This window comes from Amycolatopsis sp. NPDC004079 (assembly GCF_040610415.1).
Taxonomy (GTDB): domain Bacteria; phylum Actinomycetota; class Actinomycetes; order Mycobacteriales; family Pseudonocardiaceae; genus Amycolatopsis; species Amycolatopsis halotolerans.
In genome coordinates this window covers 57,230-78,916 of sequence record NZ_JBEXMH010000049.1, presented here as the reverse complement: position 1 = coordinate 78,916, position 21,687 = coordinate 57,230, and the positions used below count along the sequence as shown (strand labels likewise).

At 68.9% G+C, this 21,687-nt stretch carries 26 protein-coding genes; 16 read left to right on the top strand and 10 right to left on the bottom strand.

Translation table 11 applies throughout. From position 1 onward, the window contains the following. Positions 1 to 170 precede the first annotated feature (170 nt). Positions 171 to 728 (bottom strand): cysteine hydrolase family protein, encoded by a 558-nt coding sequence (locus ABZX37_RS36135; RefSeq protein ID WP_354747307.1) that lies wholly within the window; start codon positions 726 to 728, stop codon positions 171 to 173. 72 nt (positions 729 to 800) lie between these two features. On the opposite strand from ABZX37_RS36135, the gene ABZX37_RS36130 reads away from it, so the two are divergent. Next, entirely contained in the window at positions 801 to 1,799 is a 999-nt protein-coding gene (locus ABZX37_RS36130; protein ID WP_354747319.1) for a helix-turn-helix domain-containing protein, read from the top strand. Beyond that, on the top strand, positions 1,772 to 2,545 hold the full coding sequence (locus tag ABZX37_RS36125; protein WP_354747305.1) for an enoyl-CoA hydratase-related protein: 774 nt from the start codon (positions 1,772 to 1,774) through the stop codon (positions 2,543 to 2,545). The genes ABZX37_RS36130 and ABZX37_RS36125 overlap by 28 nt, the downstream gene beginning before the upstream one ends. Positions 2,546 to 2,718: 173 nt before the next feature. Here ABZX37_RS36125 and ABZX37_RS36120 read toward each other — a convergent pair whose 3' ends face one another. Next, positions 2,719 to 3,258 (bottom strand): NUDIX hydrolase, encoded by a 540-nt coding sequence (locus ABZX37_RS36120; RefSeq protein ID WP_354747303.1) that lies wholly within the window; start codon positions 3,256 to 3,258, stop codon positions 2,719 to 2,721. Between the two features lie 102 nt (positions 3,259 to 3,360). On the opposite strand from ABZX37_RS36120, the gene nucS reads away from it, so the two are divergent. Further along, positions 3,361 to 4,020: an endonuclease NucS gene (nucS, locus tag ABZX37_RS36115; protein ID WP_354747301.1), complete on the top strand. Its 660-nt coding sequence runs from the start codon at positions 3,361 to 3,363 to the stop codon at positions 4,018 to 4,020. A gap of 6 nt (positions 4,021 to 4,026) precedes the next feature. On the opposite strand, the gene ABZX37_RS36110 is transcribed toward nucS, so the two are convergent. Continuing rightward, the gene (locus tag ABZX37_RS36110) at positions 4,027 to 4,611 is read right to left on the bottom strand and encodes a flavodoxin family protein (protein ID WP_354747299.1); all 585 of its coding nucleotides are present in this window, start codon (positions 4,609 to 4,611) and stop codon (positions 4,027 to 4,029) included. 89 nt (positions 4,612 to 4,700) lie between these two features. Between ABZX37_RS36110 and ABZX37_RS36105 the strand changes: the two genes are divergently transcribed. Continuing rightward, positions 4,701 to 5,417: a TetR/AcrR family transcriptional regulator gene (locus tag ABZX37_RS36105; RefSeq protein ID WP_354747297.1), complete on the top strand. Its 717-nt coding sequence runs from the start codon at positions 4,701 to 4,703 to the stop codon at positions 5,415 to 5,417. Between the two features lie 16 nt (positions 5,418 to 5,433). Here the strand turns inward: ABZX37_RS36105 and ABZX37_RS36100 are convergent, their stop codons facing one another. Next, a complete protein-coding gene (locus tag ABZX37_RS36100) occupies positions 5,434 to 5,850 on the bottom strand; it encodes a hypothetical protein (protein WP_354747295.1) in 417 nt (138 codons plus the stop codon). A 286-nt stretch (positions 5,851 to 6,136) separates the two neighbouring features. Between ABZX37_RS36100 and ABZX37_RS36095 the strand changes: the two genes are divergently transcribed. The 7 genes from ABZX37_RS36095 to ABZX37_RS36065 all read left to right on the top strand — a co-directional run bounded on the left by ABZX37_RS36095 (position 6,137) and on the right by ABZX37_RS36065 (position 13,432). Continuing rightward, complete coding sequence (locus tag ABZX37_RS36095; RefSeq protein ID WP_354747293.1) at positions 6,137 to 7,834, top strand: sodium:solute symporter family protein; 1,698 nt, start codon at positions 6,137 to 6,139, stop codon at positions 7,832 to 7,834. 10 nt (positions 7,835 to 7,844) lie between these two features. Beyond that, positions 7,845 to 8,120: a hypothetical protein gene (locus tag ABZX37_RS36090; RefSeq protein WP_354747291.1), complete on the top strand. Its 276-nt coding sequence runs from the start codon at positions 7,845 to 7,847 to the stop codon at positions 8,118 to 8,120. A 47-nt stretch (positions 8,121 to 8,167) separates the two neighbouring features. Further along, complete coding sequence (locus ABZX37_RS36085; RefSeq protein ID WP_354747289.1) at positions 8,168 to 9,163, top strand: hypothetical protein; 996 nt, start codon at positions 8,168 to 8,170, stop codon at positions 9,161 to 9,163. A 78-nt stretch (positions 9,164 to 9,241) separates the two neighbouring features. Then, on the top strand, positions 9,242 to 10,243 hold the full coding sequence (gene dhaK / locus ABZX37_RS36080; RefSeq protein WP_354747287.1) for a dihydroxyacetone kinase subunit DhaK: 1,002 nt from the start codon (positions 9,242 to 9,244) through the stop codon (positions 10,241 to 10,243). Then, a complete protein-coding gene (gene dhaL, locus ABZX37_RS36075; RefSeq protein ID WP_354747285.1) occupies positions 10,243 to 10,866 on the top strand; it encodes a dihydroxyacetone kinase subunit DhaL in 624 nt (207 codons plus the stop codon). The genes dhaK and dhaL overlap by 1 nt, the downstream gene beginning before the upstream one ends. After that, complete coding sequence (gene dhaM, locus ABZX37_RS36070) at positions 10,863 to 11,549, top strand: dihydroxyacetone kinase phosphoryl donor subunit DhaM (protein WP_354747283.1); 687 nt, start codon at positions 10,863 to 10,865, stop codon at positions 11,547 to 11,549. Before dhaL ends, dhaM begins: the two co-directional genes overlap by 4 nt. Positions 11,550 to 11,665: 116 nt before the next feature. Beyond that, the gene (locus ABZX37_RS36065) at positions 11,666 to 13,432 is read left to right on the top strand and encodes a 3-hydroxybutyryl-CoA dehydrogenase (protein WP_354747281.1); all 1,767 of its coding nucleotides are present in this window, start codon (positions 11,666 to 11,668) and stop codon (positions 13,430 to 13,432) included. Here the strand turns inward: ABZX37_RS36065 and ABZX37_RS36060 are convergent. After that, the gene (locus ABZX37_RS36060; RefSeq protein WP_354747279.1) at positions 13,426 to 13,860 is read right to left on the bottom strand and encodes a GNAT family N-acetyltransferase; all 435 of its coding nucleotides are present in this window, start codon (positions 13,858 to 13,860) and stop codon (positions 13,426 to 13,428) included. The two genes, ABZX37_RS36065 and ABZX37_RS36060, sit on opposite strands and share 7 nt — an antisense overlap. Positions 13,861 to 13,887: 27 nt before the next feature. Further along, positions 13,888 to 14,841 carry a hypothetical protein gene (locus ABZX37_RS36055; protein ID WP_354747277.1) on the bottom strand — a complete coding sequence of 318 codons (954 nt, stop codon included), beginning with the start codon at positions 14,839 to 14,841 and terminating at the stop codon, positions 13,888 to 13,890. A 149-nt stretch (positions 14,842 to 14,990) separates the two neighbouring features. On the opposite strand from ABZX37_RS36055, the gene ABZX37_RS36050 reads away from it, so the two are divergent. Then, positions 14,991 to 15,395 carry a helix-turn-helix domain-containing protein gene (locus ABZX37_RS36050; RefSeq protein WP_354747317.1) on the top strand — a complete coding sequence of 135 codons (405 nt, stop codon included), beginning with the start codon at positions 14,991 to 14,993 and terminating at the stop codon, positions 15,393 to 15,395. Between the two features lie 76 nt (positions 15,396 to 15,471). Here the strand turns inward: ABZX37_RS36050 and ABZX37_RS36045 are convergent, their stop codons facing one another. Next, complete coding sequence (locus tag ABZX37_RS36045; RefSeq protein WP_354747275.1) at positions 15,472 to 15,987, bottom strand: Lrp/AsnC family transcriptional regulator; 516 nt, start codon at positions 15,985 to 15,987, stop codon at positions 15,472 to 15,474. Positions 15,988 to 16,046: 59 nt separating this feature from the next. Between ABZX37_RS36045 and ABZX37_RS36040 the strand changes: the two genes are divergently transcribed. After that, positions 16,047 to 17,159, top strand: a complete 1,113-nt coding sequence (locus tag ABZX37_RS36040) for a PLP-dependent transferase (RefSeq protein WP_354747273.1) — start codon at positions 16,047 to 16,049, stop codon at positions 17,157 to 17,159. A gap of 66 nt (positions 17,160 to 17,225) precedes the next feature. Here ABZX37_RS36040 and ABZX37_RS36035 read toward each other — a convergent pair whose 3' ends face one another. After that, on the bottom strand, positions 17,226 to 17,429 hold the full coding sequence (locus ABZX37_RS36035; RefSeq protein WP_354747271.1) for a zinc ribbon domain-containing protein: 204 nt from the start codon (positions 17,427 to 17,429) through the stop codon (positions 17,226 to 17,228). Positions 17,430 to 17,474: 45 nt separating this feature from the next. On the opposite strand from ABZX37_RS36035, the gene ABZX37_RS36030 reads away from it, so the two are divergent. Next, a complete protein-coding gene (locus ABZX37_RS36030; protein WP_354747269.1) occupies positions 17,475 to 18,599 on the top strand; it encodes a nucleotide pyrophosphatase/phosphodiesterase family protein in 1,125 nt (374 codons plus the stop codon). 216 nt (positions 18,600 to 18,815) lie between these two features. Further along, a complete protein-coding gene (locus ABZX37_RS36025; protein WP_354747267.1) occupies positions 18,816 to 19,121 on the top strand; it encodes a hypothetical protein in 306 nt (101 codons plus the stop codon). 292 nt (positions 19,122 to 19,413) lie between these two features. On the opposite strand, the gene ABZX37_RS36020 is transcribed toward ABZX37_RS36025, so the two are convergent. Next, positions 19,414 to 19,938: a GNAT family N-acetyltransferase gene (locus ABZX37_RS36020; RefSeq protein ID WP_354747265.1), complete on the bottom strand. Its 525-nt coding sequence runs from the start codon at positions 19,936 to 19,938 to the stop codon at positions 19,414 to 19,416. 50 nt (positions 19,939 to 19,988) lie between these two features. On the opposite strand from ABZX37_RS36020, the gene ABZX37_RS36015 reads away from it, so the two are divergent. Continuing rightward, complete coding sequence (locus ABZX37_RS36015; protein WP_354747263.1) at positions 19,989 to 20,726, top strand: alpha/beta hydrolase; 738 nt, start codon at positions 19,989 to 19,991, stop codon at positions 20,724 to 20,726. Here the strand turns inward: ABZX37_RS36015 and ABZX37_RS36010 are convergent. After that, positions 20,719 to 21,561 carry a phosphotransferase gene (locus ABZX37_RS36010; protein WP_354747261.1) on the bottom strand — a complete coding sequence of 281 codons (843 nt, stop codon included), beginning with the start codon at positions 21,559 to 21,561 and terminating at the stop codon, positions 20,719 to 20,721. The genes ABZX37_RS36015 and ABZX37_RS36010 overlap by 8 nt on opposite strands. Between the last annotated feature and the right edge of the window lie 126 nt (positions 21,562 to 21,687).

Genomic DNA, 21,687 nt, shown 5'->3' with positions numbered 1-21,687 from the left:
AAGGCGGGAAAGATGCCTTGACAAGCACCCGCCGTCCGCGTTTTTGGCTTCGTATCGGGGTGCGGGGGTGGTGTGGGTGCCTCGCTGGTTGGGTGTACCGGCTGCGGTCGGCGGACTATGGCGGGTCGTGAGGGGAACCCTGGGGGACTCTGAGTCCGTGAGGGTTCCCCTCACGGAATGGCGGACAGGATTTCCTTGGTGGATTTCACTGTTGCGAAGCCGCCGCCGTGGAGGTTTGTCGCGGTTGCCCGGGTCAGTTCGTCTGCGGTCAGGGTGGTGCCGTCTGGGCCTTCCAGGGCGAAGGTGAACGTGGCGTCCAGGGCGAAAGTTACGTCGTAGCCTAGGTTTCCGCCCATGCGGGCGGTGGTTTCGCAGCAGAAGTTGGTTTGGATTCCGGCCAGGACGAAGCTGGTGATGCCTCGGGTCTTGAACCAGGCGTCCAGGTCGATGTCGCCCAGGAAGGCGGAGTTCACCTTCTTGCCGAAGACCAGGTCTGGGCGGGCGTTGGCTAGTTCGGGCTTGAAGTCGTTGCCTGGCTGGCCTGGGCGTAGGGGCGAATCTGGCTTGATGGAGTCGTGGTGGACTAGGACGACTGGGGCGCGTCGATCCTGCCAAGACTGCAGCAGCGCTTGGATGTTCGCTTCGGCGTCGGGGTGGTTGCGCGGGCCCCAGAACTTGGCGTCGTCGAAGCCTTGTTGGACGTCGATCAGCAGCAGTGCGGTGGTCATGAGCTTGATTCTGGCCGCGAGATCGCGCCGAAGGGGAGTGGCAGAAGAGGCGCGATGCGGTACTTTTCTGCCATGCGCACGATCGGGGTGCTGCTCCTGCCGGGCAGCCGGATGTTCGACCTGGCGGTGATCGCGGAGGTGTGGGCTCAGGATCGCACCGACAGTGGGATCGGTCCGTTCACGGTGCGCGTGTGTGCGCCTGGGCGGGGACGGACGCGGGTGTCGCCGTTCGGGGAAGTTGTTGCGACGCATGGTCTTTCCGGGCTGGACGAGTGCGATCTGATTCTCGCGCCGGGACGCGACGATCCGTTGGCCGAGGTGCCTGCCGCTGCGCGGGGCGCGCTTCGGCGGGCTCATCGTGGCGGGGCGACGGTTGCTGGGCTTTGTTCCGGGGCGTTCACGCTCGCTGCTGCGGGGCTGCTTGACGGGCGGCCTGCTACTACGCATTGGCGCGATCTCGACGCGCTCGCGACAGCCGCGCCGGCGGCGGAGCTTCGGCGTGACGTGTTGTACGCCGAGCAGGACGGCGTGCTTACGTCTGCGGGCGTCGTGGGTGGGCTTGATCTTTGCCTGCATCTGGTGCGGCGTGATCATGGGGCGGATGTTGCGGCGCGGCTTGCTCGCCGCCTGGTCATGCCGCCGGTTCGGGAAGGCGGGCAGCGGCAGTATGCGGAGGCTCCCTTGCCTGCCAATGCTTCGAGGCCGGGGATCGCGTCCACAATGGACTGGGCGATGACTCGGCTTGCCGACGAGATCAGCGTGCCGGATCTGGTGGAGCACGCGGGGATGAGTCCTCGGACTTTTCATCGCGAGTTCGCTGCCGCTACTGGCAGTACGCCTGGGCGATGGTTGCTCGTCCAGCGGGTGCAGCACGCACAGCGGCTCCTGGAAACCACCGATCTGCCGGTCGCTCGGGTGGCTGAGCGGGCGGGGCTCGGCAGCGCCGCGAACCTGCGACGCCGGTTGCGGGCGGAGGTGGGGGTCGGGCCGGATTCCTATCGGCGCACTTTCCGCATCCCCGTCAGCGGGGTTACGGTCGAGGCATGGGCGAGTACGAGCACATCCTCGTAAAGCGGGACGGCGACACGGTCACCATCACGATGAACCGCGCGGCGCGGCGCAATTCGCTGTCGGCCGAGCATCTCGGCGAGTTGCTCGCCGCGTTCCGTGCGGCGGGCGAGTCAGACGCGACCGGCATCGTGCTGGCGGCGGCGGGGCCGGTGTTCTCGGCTGGACACGACTTCGGCGACGTCGCCGCACGTGACCTCATGGGGGTGCGCGAGCTGCTAACCCTCTGCACGACGCTCATGCGGACGATGGAATCGGTGCCGCAGGTGGTGATCGCGCGGGTGCACGGACTGGCGACGGCCGCGGGGTGCCAGCTGGTGGCGTCCTGTGATTTGGCGGTCGCGGCGGAGTCTTCGGGGTTCGCGCTGCCGGGCGGCAAGGGTGGCTGGTTCTGCCACACACCCGCGGTGCCGGTGGCGCGCGCGATCGGGCGGAAACGCCTGATGGAGCTGGCTTTGACCGGTGACGTGGTCGACGCGGCAACGGCGTTGGACTGGGGTTTGGTCAACCGCGTCGTTCCGGACGACGCCCTGGACGAGGCGGTCGCGGAACTGCTCGGCCGCGCGACTCGCGGCAGCCGGGCCAGCAAGGCGATGGGGAAGCAGACGTTGTACGCCCAGCTGGACCGCCCGGAAGCCGACGCGTACGCGATCGCGGTCGAGGTGATGGCGTCGGCTTCGCAACTGCCGGGGGCGCGTGAGGGGATGGCGGCGTTCCTGGAGAAGCGCAAGCCCGACTGGACGGATTGATTCCGCGCCTTGGCCTCGGTTTCGTGCCGCCCCAATGTGGCATTGGGTGCGTCTGACGCGCCGAACGCCACATTGGGTGCGTGGGGTGCACCGAATGCCGCATTGGGTGCATCTGACGCACCCAATGCGGCATTGGGGCAGCAGCGGCGGAGCCGCCGGTGCCGCGAGGGCGGTCAGCAGCGTTCGTGCAGCAGCAACAACGTGTACGCCGCCACCGACTGCGCGTCCGAGATTTCCCCGGTGGAGATCATCTTCTCCACCTCGGGCCGGCTGAACCACGCCGTCCGCATGTCCTGTTCCTCCAGTTCCCGCTCCGGCGCGCCCTCCGTAAGGCCGGTCGCGAGATAGACATGCCCGCGTTGGCTGGTCAGACCGGGTGCGACGTCGAGCATTCCCAGTTCCGTGAACGCCGAAGCCCGCAACCCGGTCTCCTCCCGCAGTTCCCGCTGGGCCAGCTCGGCGGGCGGGGTCTCGGCGAGGTCGGGCGCGGTGCCCTGCGGGAATTCCCACCGCCGCATCCCGAGCGGGTACCGGAACTGCTCGACCAGGTGCATCCGGTCGCCGTCGAGCGGGACGACCAGTGCGTAGGTCGGTTTGTCGACGACGCCGTAGATGCCGTCGCTGCCGTCGGCGCGGCGGATGGCGTCCTCCCGCACCGTCATCCAGTTGTTCCGATACACCTCGCGGGTCGCGACACGCTGAATGGGGTCCACCTCGCCAGTATCACCGAGACTGTCCTACCCTCGGCGGGTGCGTCTCGTGCTCCCCTCTTCCCAGGCCGGTTTCGCCAGCCCGCTCCGTGCGGGGCGGATCCGATGAGGCTCGTCGTCGCCCGGTGCCAGGTCGACTACGTCGGCAGGCTGACCGCGCACCTCCCGATGGCCAACCGCGTCCTGATGGTGAAGGCCGACGGTTCGGTGCTCGTGCACTCCGACGGCGGCTCGTACAAGCCGCTGAACTGGATGTCGCCGCCGTGCTGGCTGATCGAGGACCCGGACGTCTGGACGGTCCAGAACAAGGCGGGCGAGAAACTCGTCATCACGCTCGCCGAGATCATGCACGATTCGAAGCACGAACTCGGCGTGGACCCGGGCCTGCAGAAGGACGGCGTGGAGGCGCACCTGCAGGAACTGCTCGCCGAGCACATCAAAACCCTCGGCGACGGCTACACCCTGGTCCGCCGCGAATACCCGACCGCGATCGGCCCGGTCGACATCATGGCCCGCGACGCCAACGGCGGTTCGGTCGCGGTGGAAATCAAACGCCGCGGCGAAATCGACGGTGTCGAGCAGTTGACCCGATACCTCGAACTCCTCAACCGCGACCCGCTGCTCGCCCCGGTGCAGGGCGTGTTCGCGGCGCAGGTGATCAAGCCGCAGGCGCGCGTCCTCGCCGAGGACCGCGGGATCCGCTGCCTGGTCTTGGACTACGACGCGTTGCGCGGCACGGATTCCGACGAGTTCCGACTGTTCTGACGGCGGTCAGGAAGCGATCGGCTGCTGATACCGCAGGGCCTGGGCCGCGACCCTCGCTCCGAGGTGGCGCGCCGTGGTGAGGTCCGCGGCGTGGACGGCGTCCGGGCCCTGGTCGTTCCACGTTTGCGCGCCCGCGCCGAGGTAGAAGCCGAGCCGGTTGTCGTCGTGTTCGCTGCTGGTGGTGGTGTTCCAGCCGGGCATCAGGCCGAGGCTGACCCAGTGCATGCCGTGCTGCGCGGCGAGCAGCGCGAGGTACTGCAGCGTGTGCAGTTTGTCGCCGCTCATCGATCCGGAGTTGGTGAACCCGGACGCGAGTTTGTCCAGCCAGCGCTGGGTCATCCAGCGCTTCGAGGTCGCCTCGGCGAACGCGTGGAACGCCCCGGACGCCGACCCCATGTAGGTCGGGGTGCCGAAGATGATCGCGTCGGCGGCGTCGAGGGTTTCCCACTTCGCGTCGGTCATTTCGGCTACGTCGACCAGGTCGACGCGAGTCCCGGGCACTGATTCGACACCGTCGCCGACGGCCTTCGCGATCTCGAGCGTGTGCCCGTATCCGGAGTAGTAGGCGATGGCGACGTGCACAGAAGACATGAGCGGATCCTTTCGGTGTTGACGCTGATAACGCTATTACCGTGACAGCGTCAGTGTCAACGTCAACAGGAATCTGTTATCGTCGGCACATGGCAGTGGAGGACCAGCGCGAGCGCATCCTGAGCGAAGCGGTGAAATTGCTGGCCGCGGCCGGACCGTCCGGGCTGTCCACCCGGGCCGTCGCGACGGCGGCCGGAGTGCAAACACCCACGCTGTACCGGCTTTTCGCGGACAAGGACGGGCTCCTCGACGCCGTGGCGACCTTCGGTTTCGAGAGCTACCTCGCGGAAAAACGCGCCTTCGAACCCGCCGACGACCCGATCGACGACCTGCGCCGCGGCTGGGACGTGCACGTCGCGTTCGGGCTGGCCAACCCCGCGATCTACACGCTGATGTACGGAAGCGTCCGGCCCGGCCGCCAACCCGCGGCGGCCGCGGAGAACCGGGCCATCCTGCGCGGCATGCTCGAACGCGCCAACGCGCAAGGCCTGCTCCGGGCCTCGGTCGAGGCGGCCGCGGTGGCCATCGAGGCGTCCACGACCGGCGCGGTTCTGCTCCTGCTGGCGCAGCCGGAAGAAGCGCGGGACGTCGAGTTGATCCGGCCGTTGCGCGACATCGTGCTCAACGCGTTGACCGAGCAGAACGCACCCGCCGAGAGTTCTCCGATCGCCGACCGCGCGCAGGCATTGCTCGGGATCGTCGCCCCCACCAAAGACGTCGACCCGGTGACCGACGCGGGCTTCAGCGGCTCCGAAGCCGGTCTGCTGCGCGAATGGCTCGCTCGGCTCAACGAGGCCAGCCGATAACGCCGGACGGGATGCGTCAGATCGTCGAACTCGCTCGGCGCTGAGCAGCCTTCGCCGCGAACCACGCCGTCACCGGTTCCCGGAACAGGGCCGTCACCACCAGCCCGGCCAGCACCAAACCCGCCGCTGCCGTCAGGCTGCCGCCCGCCAAACCGCCGATCGTGGACAGCGCTTCGAACGCCAGCAGCGACCAGCGACCCCAGTCGTAGCCGAACAGGATCGCGATCCAGGACACCATCAGGCCCGCGGCGAAGACGTACCACAAGCACGTCATCGCGTACAGGAGGGAGAACGGCTCCTCGCCGTCGCTTCGCTGGGTGGCGATCTGCAGTTGGGCGGACGCGGCTAACACGCCGTTCATGAGCACTTGCAGGAACGCGAGCGCGAGCGCGGCGCGGAGCCGTCCGGGCATGGGGATCGTGGGGCCGGTCATCGCGGCGAGTTCCTTTCCGGGGGCGCCGACGGTGCCCGGAGCTTAGGGGCAGTCCGGCGGGAACACTCCTGGATCGGGTGAATCTGTCCCCGTGGTGAGTGGTTGCCCGGCGAAGCGACAGGACTCAACACGGGTGCTTCCGGGCACGCGGAATGCACAGGTCAGCGGCAGGTTGGTGAAAAACCGCGGTGTCGGGGTGCCTGTTCGGAATCCATGCAGTACTGTGCCGGTCTGACAGGAACGATGGTGTTTTCTGTGTGAGAATGTTTGATTCGGAGGTGGCAGGGTGCCGTTCCTCGCCGACGCGAACTTGCGGCTCGACGCGAGTCCGATCGACTACATCGAGTTGGCGTTCTATTTCGTCCTGGTGCTCGGTATCGGCGCTCTCGCCCGAAGGCAGGTGTCGAGCAGTCTCGACTTCCTGCTTTCCGGCCGGTCGCTGCCCGCGTGGGTCACCGGCCTGGCGTTCATTTCCGCGAACCTCGGCGCGGTCGAGGTCATGGGGATGTCCGCCAACGGCGTCCTCTACGGCCTGCCGACGGTCCATTACTTCTGGATCGGCGCCATCCCGGCGATGCTGTTCCTCGGCCTGGTGATGATGCCGTTCTACTACGGCTCCAAGGTCCGCAGCGTGCCCGAGTTCATGCGCCGCCGGTTCGGGCCGACCGCGCACCTCGTCAACGGCATCAGTTTCGCCGCGGCGCAGATCCTCATCGCGGGCGCGAACCTGTTCCTGCTGGCCAGCGTCGTGAACCTGCTGCTGGGCTGGCCGCTGTGGCTGTCGATCGTCATCGCCGCCGCCATCGTGCTCGGGTACACCGCGCTGGGCGGGCTGTCCGCCGCGATCTACAACGAGGTGCTGCAGTTCTTCGTGATCGTCGTGGCGCTGCTGCCGCTCACCATCGTCGGCCTGGTCAAGGTCGGCGGCTGGCAGGGCCTGGTCGACAAGATCACGCACAGCCCCGGCGGCACCGCGCAGCTGCACTCCTGGCCGGGCGACAACCTGACCGGCTTCGGCAACAACTTCCTGTCCGTCCTCGGCATCGTGTTCGGCCTCGGGTTCGTGCTGTCCTTCGGGTACTGGACGACGAACTTCGTCGAGGTCCAGCGCGCGATGGCGTCGAAGAGCATGTCGGCCGCGCGGCGCACGCCGATCATCGGCGCGTTCCCGAAGATGCTGGTGCCGTTCATCGTCATCATCCCGGGCATGATCGCCGGCGTCGTGGTGCCGGAGTACTTGCAGGACAAGGGACTTCTGCTCGCGGACAAACCGGCCACGAGCGGGGTCACCGCGAACAACGCGCTCCTGCTGCTGATGCGCGACCTGCTGCCCAACGGCATCCTCGGCATCGCGATCGCCGGTCTGCTCGCGTCGTTCATGGCGGGCATGGCGGCGAACCTCAGCTCGTTCAACACCGTGTTCACGTACGACATCTGGCAGACGTACTTCAAGAAGGACAAGCCGGACGGCTACTACCTGAACCTGGGCCGCAAGACCACGGTCGTCGCGACGGTCCTGGCCATCGGCACCGCGTTCGTCGCGTCGCAGTCCGCGAACATCCTGACCTACCTGCAGGACCTGTTCTCGTTCTTCAACGCGCCGCTGTTCGCCACGTTCATCCTCGGCATGTTCTGGAAGCGGATGACCGCGGCCGCCGGGTGGATCGGCCTGGTGGCCGGTACCGCGTCGGCGATCACGATCTGGGCACTGTCGCAGGCGGACGTGCTTTCGCTCGCCGGGCAGGGCACCAGCTTCGTGGCCGCGGGCACCGCGTTCGTGGTCGACATCGTGGTGAGCGTCGGGGTTTCGCTGGCCACCCAGCCGAAACCGGAATCGCAGCTCGTCGGCCTGGTCTACTCGCTCACGCCGCGTGATTCGCTGAAGCACGACAACACCGGCGAGAACGCGGGCTGGTACCGCAAGCCGGGGCTGCTGGCCGGCATCGTCCTCGTGATCACCATCGCCCTCAACATCATCTTCTGAGGAGGCCCGCATGACCGAGAAAACCTCGCGGCCGCACAAGGCGGGCGCCTTCGACATCCGGCTGATCATCGCGCTGCTGCTCGGCGTCTACGGCGTGATCCTCACGATCATGGGCGCCGGGTTCACCAGCGACGCCGATCTGACGAAAGCCGCCGGCGTGAACATCAACCTCTGGTCGGGCATCGGCCTGCTGGTGGTGACCGCGTTGTTCGTGCTGTGGGCGGTGCTGCGGCCGCTGGTCGTGCCGCCGAGCACCGAAACGGCGGAAGAGTCACCCGCCGAATAACCGGGTTGTTCCCACGTCCGGCAACCTCGCAGGCTAGGTTGCCGGACGTGGTGCACGATCGCCGGTTCGGCCGGTTCCTGAAGTTGTCCGCCCTGGCAGCCGCGGGCGTGGTCGCGATGTCCGCGTGCGGCGGCCCGAATCTGGGCAAGGAGAACTTCGCGCGCACGACCGTCCCCGCCGCCGGGGACGGCGCCGCGACGTCCGGCCCCATCACCGATCCCGCGGTCGCCCCCGCCGTTCTGCGCGACCTGCTGCCGTGCCAGTTCGTGGACAAGACCGCGATGAGCCTGCTCGGCACGATGCAGGGCGAGGCGACCGCGTCGAGCACGCAGTTCGACTCCTGCGTCGCCAAGGCGAACGACCCGGGCGGCAAGGAGATCCGCGCGAGCGTCGAGGTCGGCGGCATCGTGACGTTCGCTTCGGACAAGACCACCGGTGCGGTCGGAGGGCTGCCGCAGGTCGAGGTGCCCGACCTCGGCGGCGGGACCGGCTGCGTGGTCAGCGCGCTCACCGCGCGGAACCCGTCCTTCGGGGTGTCCTTCCGCATCGACTACACCGGCGGCGACGCCTGCGCGGCCGGTCGCAAACTCGTCGCCACGGCGGTCGAGAAGCTGCACAACAACCCGCAGAAGTACACGCCAGGCCCGGGCACGCTGCTGGCCGTCGACCCGTGCTCGGTGCTCGATCAGACCGCAGTGGACGGTGTCGTGAAGGGCGGGACGCCGCGGGCGTCCGGGCTGCACTCGTGCGACTGGGGCCTCATCCCGAGCGTCCGGGTGACGATGTTCCCCGGCGTCGCGCCGAGCGAGGGCGACGGCTGGCTGAAGGCCGACGTCGGCACGCCGAACCAGGCGTACGCGAAGCAAGGCACCTCCGGGTCGAGCTGCCAGGTCAAATGGCAGCACCGGCAGTGGAAGGAAGACCACGTCGAGGTTGTCCAGCTGGAGTACACGAACCCCGACGCGCAGGCGGACAAGGACGACCCGTGCGGCAAGACCACCGGGCTGGCCAAGCAGCTGGCCGGGAAACTGCCCAAGGCGTGACCAGGGGGCGCTTTGCGGCGGGCCCGGCGACCTCATAGGTTGGGGCAGTCCACGACGCCGAGGTGCCGGAGGTCCGCCATGAAGAAGATCATCAACGATCCGGCGGCCGTTGTCGCCGAATCGCTGAGAGGGCTCGCGGTCGCGCACGCGGACCTGCTGCGCGTGCGGGACGATCCGGCGCTGGTCGTGCGCGCGGACGCGCCGGTGGCGGGCAAGGTCGCGGTGGTCTCCGGCGGCGGGTCCGGGCACGAACCGCTGCACGGCGGGTTCGTCGGACCGGGGATGCTCGACGCCGCGGTGCCCGGTCCGGTGTTCACCTCGCCGACCCCGGACGCGGTGCAGGGCGCGATCGCCGCCACCACCGGGCCGGCCGGGACGCTGCTGATCGTGAAGAACTACACCGGCGACGTGCTGAACTTCGAAACCGCCGCCGAACTGGCCGCGGCTGAGGACCTGGACGTGCGCAGCGTGGTGATCGACGACGACGTGGCGGTCAAGGACTCCACGTTCACCGCCGGGCGGCGCGGCGTCGGCGGAACCGTGCTGCTGGAGAAGATCACCGGCGCGGCGGCTGAGCGCGGCGATTCGCTGGACGCGGTGGAAGCGTTGGCGCGCAAGGTGATCGGGCAGGTCCGGTCGATCGGGGTGGCGCTGTCCGCGCCGACCGTGCCGCACGCGGGCGAGCCGAGTTTCGACCTCGGCCCGGACGAGATCGAGTTCGGCATCGGCATCCACGGCGAGCCCGGCCGCGAGCGGATCCCGGCCGAACCGGCCGACGCGCTGGTCGCCCGGATGGTCGAGGCGGTGGTGTCCGACCTGCCGTTCTCCTCCGGCGACAAGGTGCTGCTGTTCACCAACTCGATGGGCGGCACGCCGCAATTGGAGCTGTACCTCGCGCACGGCATCGCCGAGCGGCTGCTGGCCGAGCGCGGCATTCTGGTCGAGCGCAGGCTGGTCGGGCCGTACATCACGAGCCTGGAAATGCAGGGCATCAGCCTGACCCTGCTGAAATTGGACGACGAGCTTACGCAGCTGTGGGACGCGCCGGTGCGCACGCCCGCGCTGCGGTGGGGGATCTGATGGCCTGCACTGCCGAAGGGGTCGCGGCCGCGGTGCGCGCCGCCGCCGAAGTGATCGCCGAGCACCGCACCGAACTGGTGGACCTCGACCGTGCGATCGGCGACGCGGACCACGGCGAGAACCTGAGCCGGGGCTTCACCGCGATCGTCTCCGCGCTGGAGACCGCAGTGCCGGAAACGCCTGCCGGGGTGGTGAAACTCGCTGCCACCACACTGATTTCCAAGGTCGGCGGCGCGGCCGGACCGCTTTACGGCACGGCTTTCCTGCGCGCGTCGGCGAAGCTCGGCGACGCGGCGGAGCTCGACGTGCCGCTGCTGCTGGACGCGTTGCGCGCGGCCTTGGAGGGCGTGCAGGCGCGCGGCAAGGCGGTGGGCGGCGACGCGACGATGGTCGACGCGCTGATCCCGGCTATCTCCGCGGCTGAAGGCTCCGCCGACGGCACGATCGCCGACGTGCTCACCGCGGCGGCAGACGGGGCCGACCGCGGTGCGGAGTCCACTGTGGACTTGGTGCCGCGCAAGGGCCGCGCCTCGTACCTCGGGGAACGCGCGGTCGGACACATGGATCCGGGCGCTCGTTCGACAGCACTGCTGCTGCGCGCGTTCGCGGAGGCGGCCCGGTGACCGTCGGAATCGTTCTTGTGTCGCACAGCGCGAAACTGGCCGAAGGACTGGCCGAACTGGCCGCCCAGATGGCCCCGGACGTCCGGATCGTCCCGGCGGGCGGCCTGCCCGACGGCGGCGGCATCGGCACCGACTACGACGAGGTCGTGGCCGCCACCCAGCGCGCCGATTCCGGCGACGGCGTGGTGTTGCTGTACGACCTCGGCAGCGCGCAGATGACCGCCGAGCTGGCGGTGGAGTCGCTGGCCGACCCGTCCGCGGCGGTGGTCGTCGACGCACCGCTGGTGGAAGGCGCGGTGGCGGCGGCCGTCGCGGCGCAGGGCGGCGCGAACGCCAAGGCGGTGGGTGAGGCCGCGGCGAGTGCCGGGGTGGCGCCTGACCTGGCTTTTACTGAGGCTTCGGCGACCGGCGAGGAAGGCGTGGTGGAGAAGGAATTCACGCTGACCAACGACGTCGGCCTGCACGCGCGTCCGGCCGCGGTCGTGGTGCGCAGTCTCGCCGAATTCGAGGCCGAGGTGTCGGTCCGGCTGGGCGAGCAGGAGGCGGACGCGCACAGCGTGCTGGCGCTGATGTCGCTCGGCGCGCGGCAGGGCGACCGGATCGTGGTGCGGGCCCGCGGACTGCAGGCGAGCGAGGCGGTCGCGAAGGTGGCCGAGCTGGTGGAGGCGAACTTCGGGGAGTGACCTGCGGGTTTCCGACCGGGTGACTTCGGCTGGACTGACTCGATTCCGATGTGCTTTCGGGGGTCTCGCGTGGCACAGTGAGCGGCAATTACCAGCGGGTAACCTCTGGAGGCCTTGTGGCACGGGAAATCTCGACGGTCGGTGTGGTCGGTCTTGGCACGATGGGCGCGGGCATCGCGGAGGTGCTCGCCCGCAGCGGGCTCTACGTGGTCGCGGTGGAATTGGACGAGGCGGGCGTCGAACGCGGCCTCGGCCACCTGCGGCATTCGACCGAACGGGCGCTCGCGGGCGGGAAGCTCGACGAGGCGGGCCGGGAGGCGCTGCTGGGCCGGATCCGCGCCACCACCTCGCTCGCCGATCTGTCCGAAGTGGACCTGGTGATCGAGGCGATCCCGGAGAACCTCGCGGCGAAGGCCGAGGTGTTCACCCAGTTGGACCAGGTGACGCGGCCGGACGTGGTGTTCGCGTCCAACACGTCGTCGCTGTCGATCACCGAGATCGGCGTGCACACCGCGCGGCCGGGCAAGGTCGTCGGGATGCACTTCTTCAACCCGGCGCCGGTGTTGAAGCTGGTCGAGGTCGTGCGCACGGTGGTGACGGAGCCGGACGTGGTGTCCGACGTCGTGGAATTCGCGCAGCGGCTGGGCAAATCGCCGGTGGTGATGGGCGACCGGGCCGGGTTCATCGCGAACGCGCTGCTGTTCGGCTATCTCAACCACGCGGTGCGGATGTACGAGCAGCGCTACGCCACTCGCGAAGATCTTGACGCGGCAATGCGATTCGGCTGCGGCTACCCGATGGGCCCGCTCGCGCTGCTCGATTTGATCGGGCTGGACACCGCGTACGAAATCCTCGACACGATGTACCACCAATCCCGCAACCGGCTGCACGCCCCCGCGCCGTTGCTGAAGCAGATGATCACCGCGGGTCAGCTGGGCCGCAAGAGCGGGCACGGTTTTTACGCCTACGACGCGCCGGATTCGCCGGTGGTGGTGGATTCGGTCGCTTCGTCCGAAGTGGACTCTTCGACGGCTCGCGAAGTGCGTTCCGTCGGCGTGATCGGCACCGGGACGATGGCCACCGGCATCGCGGAAGTGTTCGCCAAGCGTGGGTTTGACGTCGTGCTGCGGGCGCGGAGCACGGAGAAGGCGCAAGCGTCGGTGGCGAAGGTGAAGAAGTCGCTCGACAAGGCCGTGGTGAAGGGCAAACTGTCCGAAGAGGACGCTGCCGCCGCGCTCGCCCGGATCCGTCCGGTGACGGAGTTCGAGGAACTGGCCGAGGTCGACCTGGTGGTCGAGGCCGTCGCCGAGGAGCTTTCCGTTAAGCAGGCGGTGTTTTCGGCTTTGGACGAGGTCGTCCGGCCGGGCGCGGTGCTCGCGACCACGACGTCCTCGCTGCCGGTCATCGAATGCGCGGCGGCGACCTCGCGGCCCGGCGACGTGGTCGGCCTGCACTTCTTCAACCCGGCACCAGTGATGAAACTGGTGGAAGTGGTGTCGACGATCGCGACTGCCCCGGACGTCACCGCCACCGCGACCGCGGTGTGCGCGGCGGTCGGCAAACACCCGGTGCAGTGCGGCGACCGAGCCGGATTCATTGTGAACGCATTGCTTTTCCCGTATCTCAACGACGCGGTGAAAATGCTGGAGGCGCATTACGCGTCGGCGGACGACATCGACACCGCGATGAAGGTCGGCTGCGGGTTGCCGATGGGCCCATTCGAATTGCTGGACGTGGTCGGGCTGGACGTGTCGCTGGCGATCGAGCGGACGCTGTTCAACGAGTTCCGCGAAGAAGGTTTCGCTCCGGCGCCGTTGCTGGAGCACCTGGTGACGGCTGGACGATTGGGCCGCAAGACCGGCAAGGGCTTCAAGGACTACTGACGTTTGTACGTGTAGAGAATGAAGCCGTCGTGGAATGTGCCCACCCGGTCGTAAAGCGCGCGGGCCGGGGCGTCCTCGAGCGTATTCCAGTAGAGCGACGGGAAACCGTGCTCCTCGGCGTCGCGGGCGACCCATTCGATCAACGCCGTCGCGACTCCCTTGCGCCGGACGGTCTCGGACACGAACAGGTCGGCGAGATAGCACTTTCCGGAGTACCAGATGCTGGCGTGGAACAGGTAGTGCGCGATGCCGGCCATCGCGCCGTCCAGCTTGGCGGCGACCCCGCGGATCCGGTCGTCGTCGAGCAGGCGGCGCCAGGTCCGGTCGTAGCTGTCGTCGGTGCGCTCGACGTCGAAGTAGGCGTCTTTGCCGCGGGCGAGAGTTTCCCAGTCGTCGCGGTCGGATTCGGTCAGGAAGCTGATCTGCACCCGTCCATCTTGCGCTGCCGCGCGTAATCAGTGCAGTGGCAAGCTTTCGAGGGTGAACACCGGGCTGGCCGGCGGGTCGCCGCGCAGGTACCCGTTCATCTGCGAGTTGCTCACCAGCAGCCGGTCCCCGCTCACGGCGACGCCGGTGGTGGTGTCGGCTCCCGGGTAGGTGCGTTCGCCGACGACGGTGGCCTGGGTGTAATCGCGGGACAGCCGCACAGTGGTGATCTCGTTGTTCACGGAGCGTGCGATGTCCAGCGTGTTTCCTCGCAGCACCATGCCGTCGGCGCTGGGCAGAGGCGGCGCGGTGATCTTGCGGATTTCGCCGGTCGCGAGGGTGAGCCGGTAGAGCGCGCCGCTGTACCAGTAGCCGATGATCAGCGACTTTCCGTCGGGGGTGGCGACGATGCCGTTGCCGTTGGACTGGCCGGCCGCGTAGTCCGGCAGGCGATAGGCCGCTTGCAGGGTTCGGTGGGCGCCGGTGACCGGGCCGTGCACCTCGGCGGCCGGGATCCGGTAGAGCACGGGGCGGAACGAGTCGGTGACGTAAACGTCGCCGTTGGATGCGATGGCTTCGTCGTTCACCAGGGTCTTCTCGTCCGAGTCGGGGACGCCGTAGCTGGCAACGAGTTTCCCGGTGCTGGTGTAGGTGAACAGGCGCCCGGTGAAGGCGCCGGCGACCACCAGGCGATTGCCACTGATCTTGATCCCGGCGACCTCGGTGCGGCCGTCGCGACCGCCGGGCAGGAAGGGATCGAGCGTCTTCGACCCGAGGCGCCCGCGGTAGACGGTGCCGTCGGCGATGCTGCCGGTGTAGACGTAGCGGTTGTCGGTCGCGACGCTTTCGGGATAGGCGTTGGCGCCGTTGATGGTGATCGTGGCGGGGCCGCCCTCACGGGTCGCGGCCGTGGAGGGAGACGTGAGGGCGGTCAGGGCGGTGGATATCGCGGTGAGAGCGAGCAGCGCGGTGCGGGGAGACATCGTGTGAGCACCTTTCCGGTGGTGGCAAGGACTTCCCGCCGCGGGCCTCCCGCGGCGTTGCGGTCCACGATGGCCTGGCCGCTTCCCATGGGGAAGTAGCCACTTTTTGGTAAGGTAGCCACCCATGGGAAAGCAGTGAGGTGAGCGCTGTGGCAACCGCCAAGGCCGTGACCGGGACGACATCCGCGTGGGATCCGTATGTGCGCGGATGCCCGTCCCGCGACCTGCTCGACCGGATCGGCGACAAGTGGTCGATCCTCGTGCTCGGCGAACTCGGCAAACAGGGGCCGTGCCGGTTCACCCAGCTGCGGAACCGGTTGGCGGGAGTGAGCGAGAAGATGCTCACCCAGACGCTGCGCGCCCTCGAACGCGACGGCATAGTCCGGCGAACGGTGTATCCGACCGTGCCGGTGCGCGTGGAGTACGCGCTGACTCCGCTGGGCGAGTCGCTGCGGGCGCCTCTGAAGGCGCTCACGGAGTGGTCGGTGCTGCACCTGAGCGAGGTCCTCGATGCCCGCGAGGAGTACGACAACCGCGCTTCGCAGTCCGGCTGAGCAGTCCGGCTGAGCAGTCCGAAGGCTCCGCGGCTACGTCCGACGCGCGTAATTCGAATACCCGCGCCTGCGCAGCTCATCGGTTGCGCTGGCGGATACGCGCGCCTTGGGCGGGTTCACCGTCCGGCGGCAGCAGCGGGCCGCCTTGCCATTGCTGGAACACGAGGTTCGTGTGCACGCGGGCGACCTCGTCGCGGGAGGTGAGCTCGTCCAGCACCAGCCGTTGCAACTCCGCGGCCGAGGTGGTGGCGACGTGCGCGAGGAAGTCGTCAGGCCCGGTCAAGTGGTAGACCGCGCGGATTTCCGGCAGTGCCAACAGGTGCTCCACGAACTGCTCCACCAGCGGCCGTCGATGCGGCCGGACCTGCACGAACAGGAACGCCTCCAGCGGACGCCCCACTTTCGCCGCGTCGACCTTGGCGTGCTGGCCGGTGATCACGCCGGTCTCCCGGAGCCGGGCCACCCGGTCCAGGCAGGTCGACGGCGCGAGCCCGACCGCGGCCGCGAGCTCCTTGTTCGACGTCCGGGCATCGTTCTGCAGCACCCGCAGAATCTCAAGATCAACCGGACTGAGTTCGACAGTCTCGCTCATCGCTGAATCTTATCCGAGATTGTTGCTTTGCCACCGTTGCTTGTCCGAACGTGACTGCCATGACTTCCGCCCTGCGCACCCGAGCCGTCCACGCCGGTCGCGACGATCTCGCCGACCTCGGCCTGCACGCCGCCCCGCTCGACTTCTCCACGACCTACCCCGCGCGCGACAGTGCCGAGGAGGCCCGCCGGATCGACGAGTTCGCCGCGGGCGGGAACGTCACCGGCATCTACGGCCGGATCGGCAACCCGACCGTCGAACGGTTCGAGCAGGCGCTCGCGGAACTCGAAGGCTTCGACCACGCCGTGGCTTTCGCCAGCGGCATGGCGGCGGTATCGGCGTGCCTGCTTTCCGCGGTGTCGCAAGGAAAACGCCACATCGTCGGCGTCCGCCCGCTGTACGGCTGCACTGATCACTTGCTGACCACCGGCCTCCTGGGCACCGAGGTCACCTGGACCGCCCCCGAAGATGTCGCCGAGGCATTGCGCCCCGACACCGGCCTGGTTTTCGTTGAAACGCCCGCGAACCCGACCTTGAGCGAACTGGACATCGCCACCCTGACTGAGGCGTGCGGCGACGTCCCGGTCCTGGTCGACAACACCTTCGCGACACCCGTCCTGCAACGCCCCGGCCGCCTAGGCGCCCGCATGGTGCTGCACAGCGCGACAAAGTTCTTGGGCGGCCACGGCGACGTCATGGGCGGCATCGTGGCCTGCGACGCGGAGGAAGCCGCGCGCCTGCGTTCCCTGCGCTTCGCCACTGGTGGCGTGCTGCACCCGCTCGCCGGATACCTGTTGCTGCGAGGCCTGTCGACGCTCCCGCTGCGCGTCAAGGCCGCTTCGGAGACCGCCGCCGACCTGGCCTCGCGGCTAGCCTCGCACCCGTCGGTCAGCGCCGTGCACTACCCGAAACTGGGCGGCCCGCTGGTGGCCTTCGAGGTGACTGGCGACCCGCACGCGGTGATCGGCGCTGTCCGGCTGATCACGCCCGCGGTAAGCCTGGGCAGCGTCGACACGCTGATCCAGCACCCGGCTTCGCTGACCCACCGAATCGTCGCCGAGGACGACCGCACCGGCTCCGGCATCACACACAGCTTGCTGCGGCTTTCGGCCGGGCTGGAGGATGTCGAGGACCTGTGGCTTGATCTGGATCAGGCTCTTAAGGGTTGTTGATCAGTCGCCGTCGCGGCGTCCGCCGTCGGGTTTGACGGCGGGTGCCGCGGCCTGACTCGGTGCCGATCAGCTGCAGCAACCGCCTCCGCAGCACCCTCCGCCAGTCGGGGCCGGAGCGGACGCCGAGCCCGTGAGCGCGACGGTCGTGAGCAGCTTGACCGTGTCCGTGTGCCCCTCGGGGCAGGGGGCAGGTGCGCTCGACTCGGCCATCGGGCGCTGGAGTTCGAACGTCTCGGTGCAGTCGCGGCAACGGTAGGCGTAGGTGGGCATGTCGTGATTATCGCTGGCGGGCCGCGTTGGTGGGAAGCTGTCCGGGTGGATGTGCCCCAGTACGCGGATGTTCCGCACCTAGGCCAGGTCGTTCCCGCCCTGCTCGGCGCGCTGGGCGTGCCGGGCGAAGACGGCGGCCTGGCGTTGCCCGAAGCCCGCAGCGCCTGCGTGCTCCTCATCGACGGTCTTGGCTGGGAACTGCTCGCCCAGCACGCCGCGGACGCTCCCGTCCTCACTGAATTGGCCAGCAGCCCCCTGCGAGTCGGCTTCCCGTCGACCACCGCCGCCGGCGTCGCCGCGATCGGCACCGGTCTGGCGTCCGGCGAGCACGGCATGGTCGGCTACACCTTCGAGGTCCCAGGCGCGGGTGTCATGAACGCCCTGCGCTGGCGCTCACACGAAGACGGCAGCGACCTGCGAGGCACCCTGCCGCCCCGCGAAGTCCAACCCCTGCCGACGACCTTCGAACGCGCCGCTGCCGCCGGGATCGAAGCCGCAGTGGTGTCCTCGGCGCATTTCGCCAACACGGCCCTGACTCAAGCGACCCAGAGCGGTGCCCGATACGCCGGTGTCCACGCACTGGGCGACCTGGCCGCGCGGACCTTGGACGTGCTGTCTTCCCGGTCGTTTTGCTATGCCTACCACAGTGAATTGGACCTGCTTGGTCACCTCTACGGCCCCGGCTCGACCGCGTGGCGCATGCAACTCCGCCACGTCGACCGCTTAGTTGAGTCCATTGTGGACGGACTGCCCGCCGGTGCGGTGCTGGCGGTGGTGGCGGACCACGGAATGGTGACCGTCGAGGAGAAACTGAACCTGGAGGACACCCCGGAACTGCTGGCGGGCGTCCGCACTTTCGGCGGCGAAGTCCGCGCGCGGCACGTCTACACGGAACCCGGCGCGACGGCGGATGTCGTGGCCGCGTGGCGTTCGGTGCTGGGTTCGCGGGCTTGGGTCCTGCCGCGCGAAGAGGCAATCGCGGCAGGCTGGTTCGGTGCCGCGGTGAGCGATCGGGTACGCCCGCGGATCGGCGACGTCGTCGCGGCGGCGACCGGAACGTTCGGGATGGTGCGCGAACTGGCCGAAGCGGTGGAGTCGAACCTGGTGGGCCAACATGGCTCGCTGACGTCGGCGGAGCAGCTGGTTCCGCTGGCGATCGCGCGCGGCTGATTTCGCTCGGCGGCTTGGCTTGGCTTGGCGTGCGGCCGTGCGGGTGATCGCGGAGTTGACGCCCGTGACGGCCAGTGCGGTCACCTGGTGGTCCGGACGCGCCGCTCACCAGGAACTATGTGATCCGGACGCGCCGCTCACCAGGAACTGTTCATTCGGGACCGCGCAGGTCCCACCTGGTGAGCCGCCCCGCCGACCCCCGGTTACCGTGGCTGCGTGCCCAGACGCAACCGACCCGGCCGAGGCCGTCCCGCTTCCGGCGAGCGGCCGGACGCCGGTGCGGTCAGCGGCTGGGCCCGCGGCGAATCCGGTCCCGACGGGGACTGGCTGGTGCGCACCGTTCCCGGCTCGCAAGCCGCCAAGACCTACCGCTGCCCCGGCTGCGACCACGAGATCCGACCCGGTGTCCCGCACCTGGTCGTCTGGCCCGCGGACGAGACCGGCGGCGTCGCGGATCGTCGGCATTGGCATCGCCCCTGCTGGGAGGCTCGGGCCCGGCGTCGGCCGAACCGGCGTTGGTGAGGAGAAGCCGTTACCGCGAACGAGCTTCCTTCCGCCGCGCCCGGCACCGCCGGACCGCATCGCGGTTGACGCGGGCGGCCGAACGCCCATCACCGCCGAACGCCCGCTGCGGCCAAGCGTCCGTAACGGCCGAACACTCGTCACCGCGGAGACCTGCCATCTCCGAACATCCGCGCCACCGCTGAGATCCCGTCACCACCGAACCTCGATGCGGCCTCATACCCGCCACCGCGAAAATCCCGTCACGGCCGAACGCTAGTCCCGCCGAACCCCTCCACCTCCCGAAACCCCGTCACCGTCGAAAATGTCGTGAGACCGCCCCGTCGTAGTCCTCCTCCACGTACTCCGTGAACCCCAGCTTCTCCACCACCCGCAACGACGGCGCATTGGTCACCGCCACACTGATCAGCACCGGAATCGCCGGGATCTCCCGTTCCGCCCACTCCACCGACGCCCGCGCCGCCTCCGCGGCGTAACCCTTTCCCCACGCCGACGGCCGGAAGCGGTACGCCAGGTTCAGCACCTTCTCGCCCCGGAACTCCCGGTTGCGCACTCCGGCCATGCCGATCACGTCCGACCCGTCGGCGGATTCCGGCCTGCCCCGCTCCCGGACCGCCAGGTATCCGTAGCCGAACTCCGCCCAGTGCTCGAGCCAGCTGTCGAACATCACCAGGGTGGTCGCGGTGTCCGGCGGACGCGGGTTGTACCGGTTCGTCTCCGGGTCGCTCTGGATCTCCACCACTGCCTGCCGATCGGTCTCCACGAAGTGCCGCAGCACCAGCCTTTCCGTCACGATCTCTGTCACGCCCCCGACCATAACTACGGGGTACGACAAAAACCGAAGCAATAAAGACGACAATCTCCGCCATGACCGAACTGCCGTTGGTGCTCCTGCACGCCTTCCCGCTCGACGCCCGCATGTGGGACCCGGTCCGCGCGCCGCTCGCGGAACGCTTCCGGGTCATCACGCCCGACCAGCGCGGGCTCGGCCGGAGCCCGTTGCCGGAGACCGAAGCCGAACCGGATCTCGCCGACGCGGCTCGGGATGTCGTCGCGCTGCTCGACAAGCTCGAACTCGACCAGGTGGTTCTCGGCGGCTGTTCGATGGGCGGCTACCTCGCGCTGGCTGTCCTGCGGCTGGCTCCCGAGCGCGTCGGGGGACTGGTCCTCATCGACACCAAAGCCACCGCGGACACTCCCGAAGCCGCGCAGACCAGGCTCGACGTCGCGAACCGCGCGGAGGCCGAGGGCGTCAAAGACTGGCTGGCCGACGCGAACCTGCCGAACCTTCTCGCCGACACCGCGTCCGCCGGCGTCCGCGCGCGCGTGCGCGAGTTGATCGACGCGCAGCCGCCGTCCGGAGTCGCCTGGGCCGCGCGGGCGATGCGCAACCGGCCCGATTCTGTTGACCTGCTGCGCGAAACCGACGTACCGGCGCTCGTCATCGTGGGGGAGCGCGACGCGATCACGCCGCTCGCCGCCGCCAACACCATGGTCGAAGCGCTGCCTGACGCGACTCTCGCGGTCCTGCCCGACGTCGGGCACCTAACGCCGCTGGAGGACCCGGCTGGCGTGGTCGAAGCGATCCTCGGCTGGGTCAGCTGAAGTACTCGACCGCTGCGGCGCGCGCTTCGGCGAGGCGGTGTGGGAAACGCTGTGGGAAACGCTGTGCGATCAAGAAGCGCCACGCCACCGCGAAGAGCGAGCGAAGCTGCGTACACGTCGCGAGAACGGCTTCGTCCGCTTCGCCCGGGTACGCGGCGAGGAACTCCGGCCCGCCTTGCCGAGCGAGGATCGCCAGGTCCCATTCGAGTGGTCCGCGCCAGGTGTCCTCGAAGTCGAGCCAGCACGGGCCGTCGGCGGTCTCGATGAGGTTGCCGGGGTGCGCGTCGCCGTGCAGGGCCTGGACCTGGCCGGACGGAAGCAGCTCCGCGAGTCGTTCGGTCTCCGCGCGGATCCGGTCGGCGAAGCCGTCCAGCAGCGAACCGTTGCGGGTGACGGTGTCCAGTAGCTCGTCGACCGGGCCGCGGGAGGGCAGTTCGCCTGGGTAATCGCGCAAGGCGGCGTGGACCCGGGCGAGCGATCCGGCGGTCTCGTCCGGCCCGTGCCGATGGTCCGGATCGTGCGGGGTCCAGTGCCAGAGCGTGACCGGCAGACCCTCGGCGAAATGCGGTCCGGCCGGGGGATCCGCGGCCGGTGAGACGACGCGCACACCACGTTCGGTGAGGTAGGCCGAAAGGGCGACGTCCCGCTCGAGCCAGGCGGTCGCGTCCGGCCGCAGCAACCGGGTGGTGGCCGGGACTCTCGCCACGACCGGACCCATCCTCACCAGCACGTTCGAGCGCTCGTGCAGCACCTCGGCGGCATCGGCCGGGAGGCCGAACCGGCGGCCGACTACGAGCGCGGAAGAGACCGCCGCGGCGCGGTACGGGTCGGTCATGCGGTGATCTAACCAGCCGGTGCGAGCGACTGTCGGTACCGAGGGCTACGATCCCCTTGACCGCCCGGAATCAGGTCCGCCTGAGCCCGAGCGCCCCGAAGTTGACCACCACAAGGTTGCAGTGTT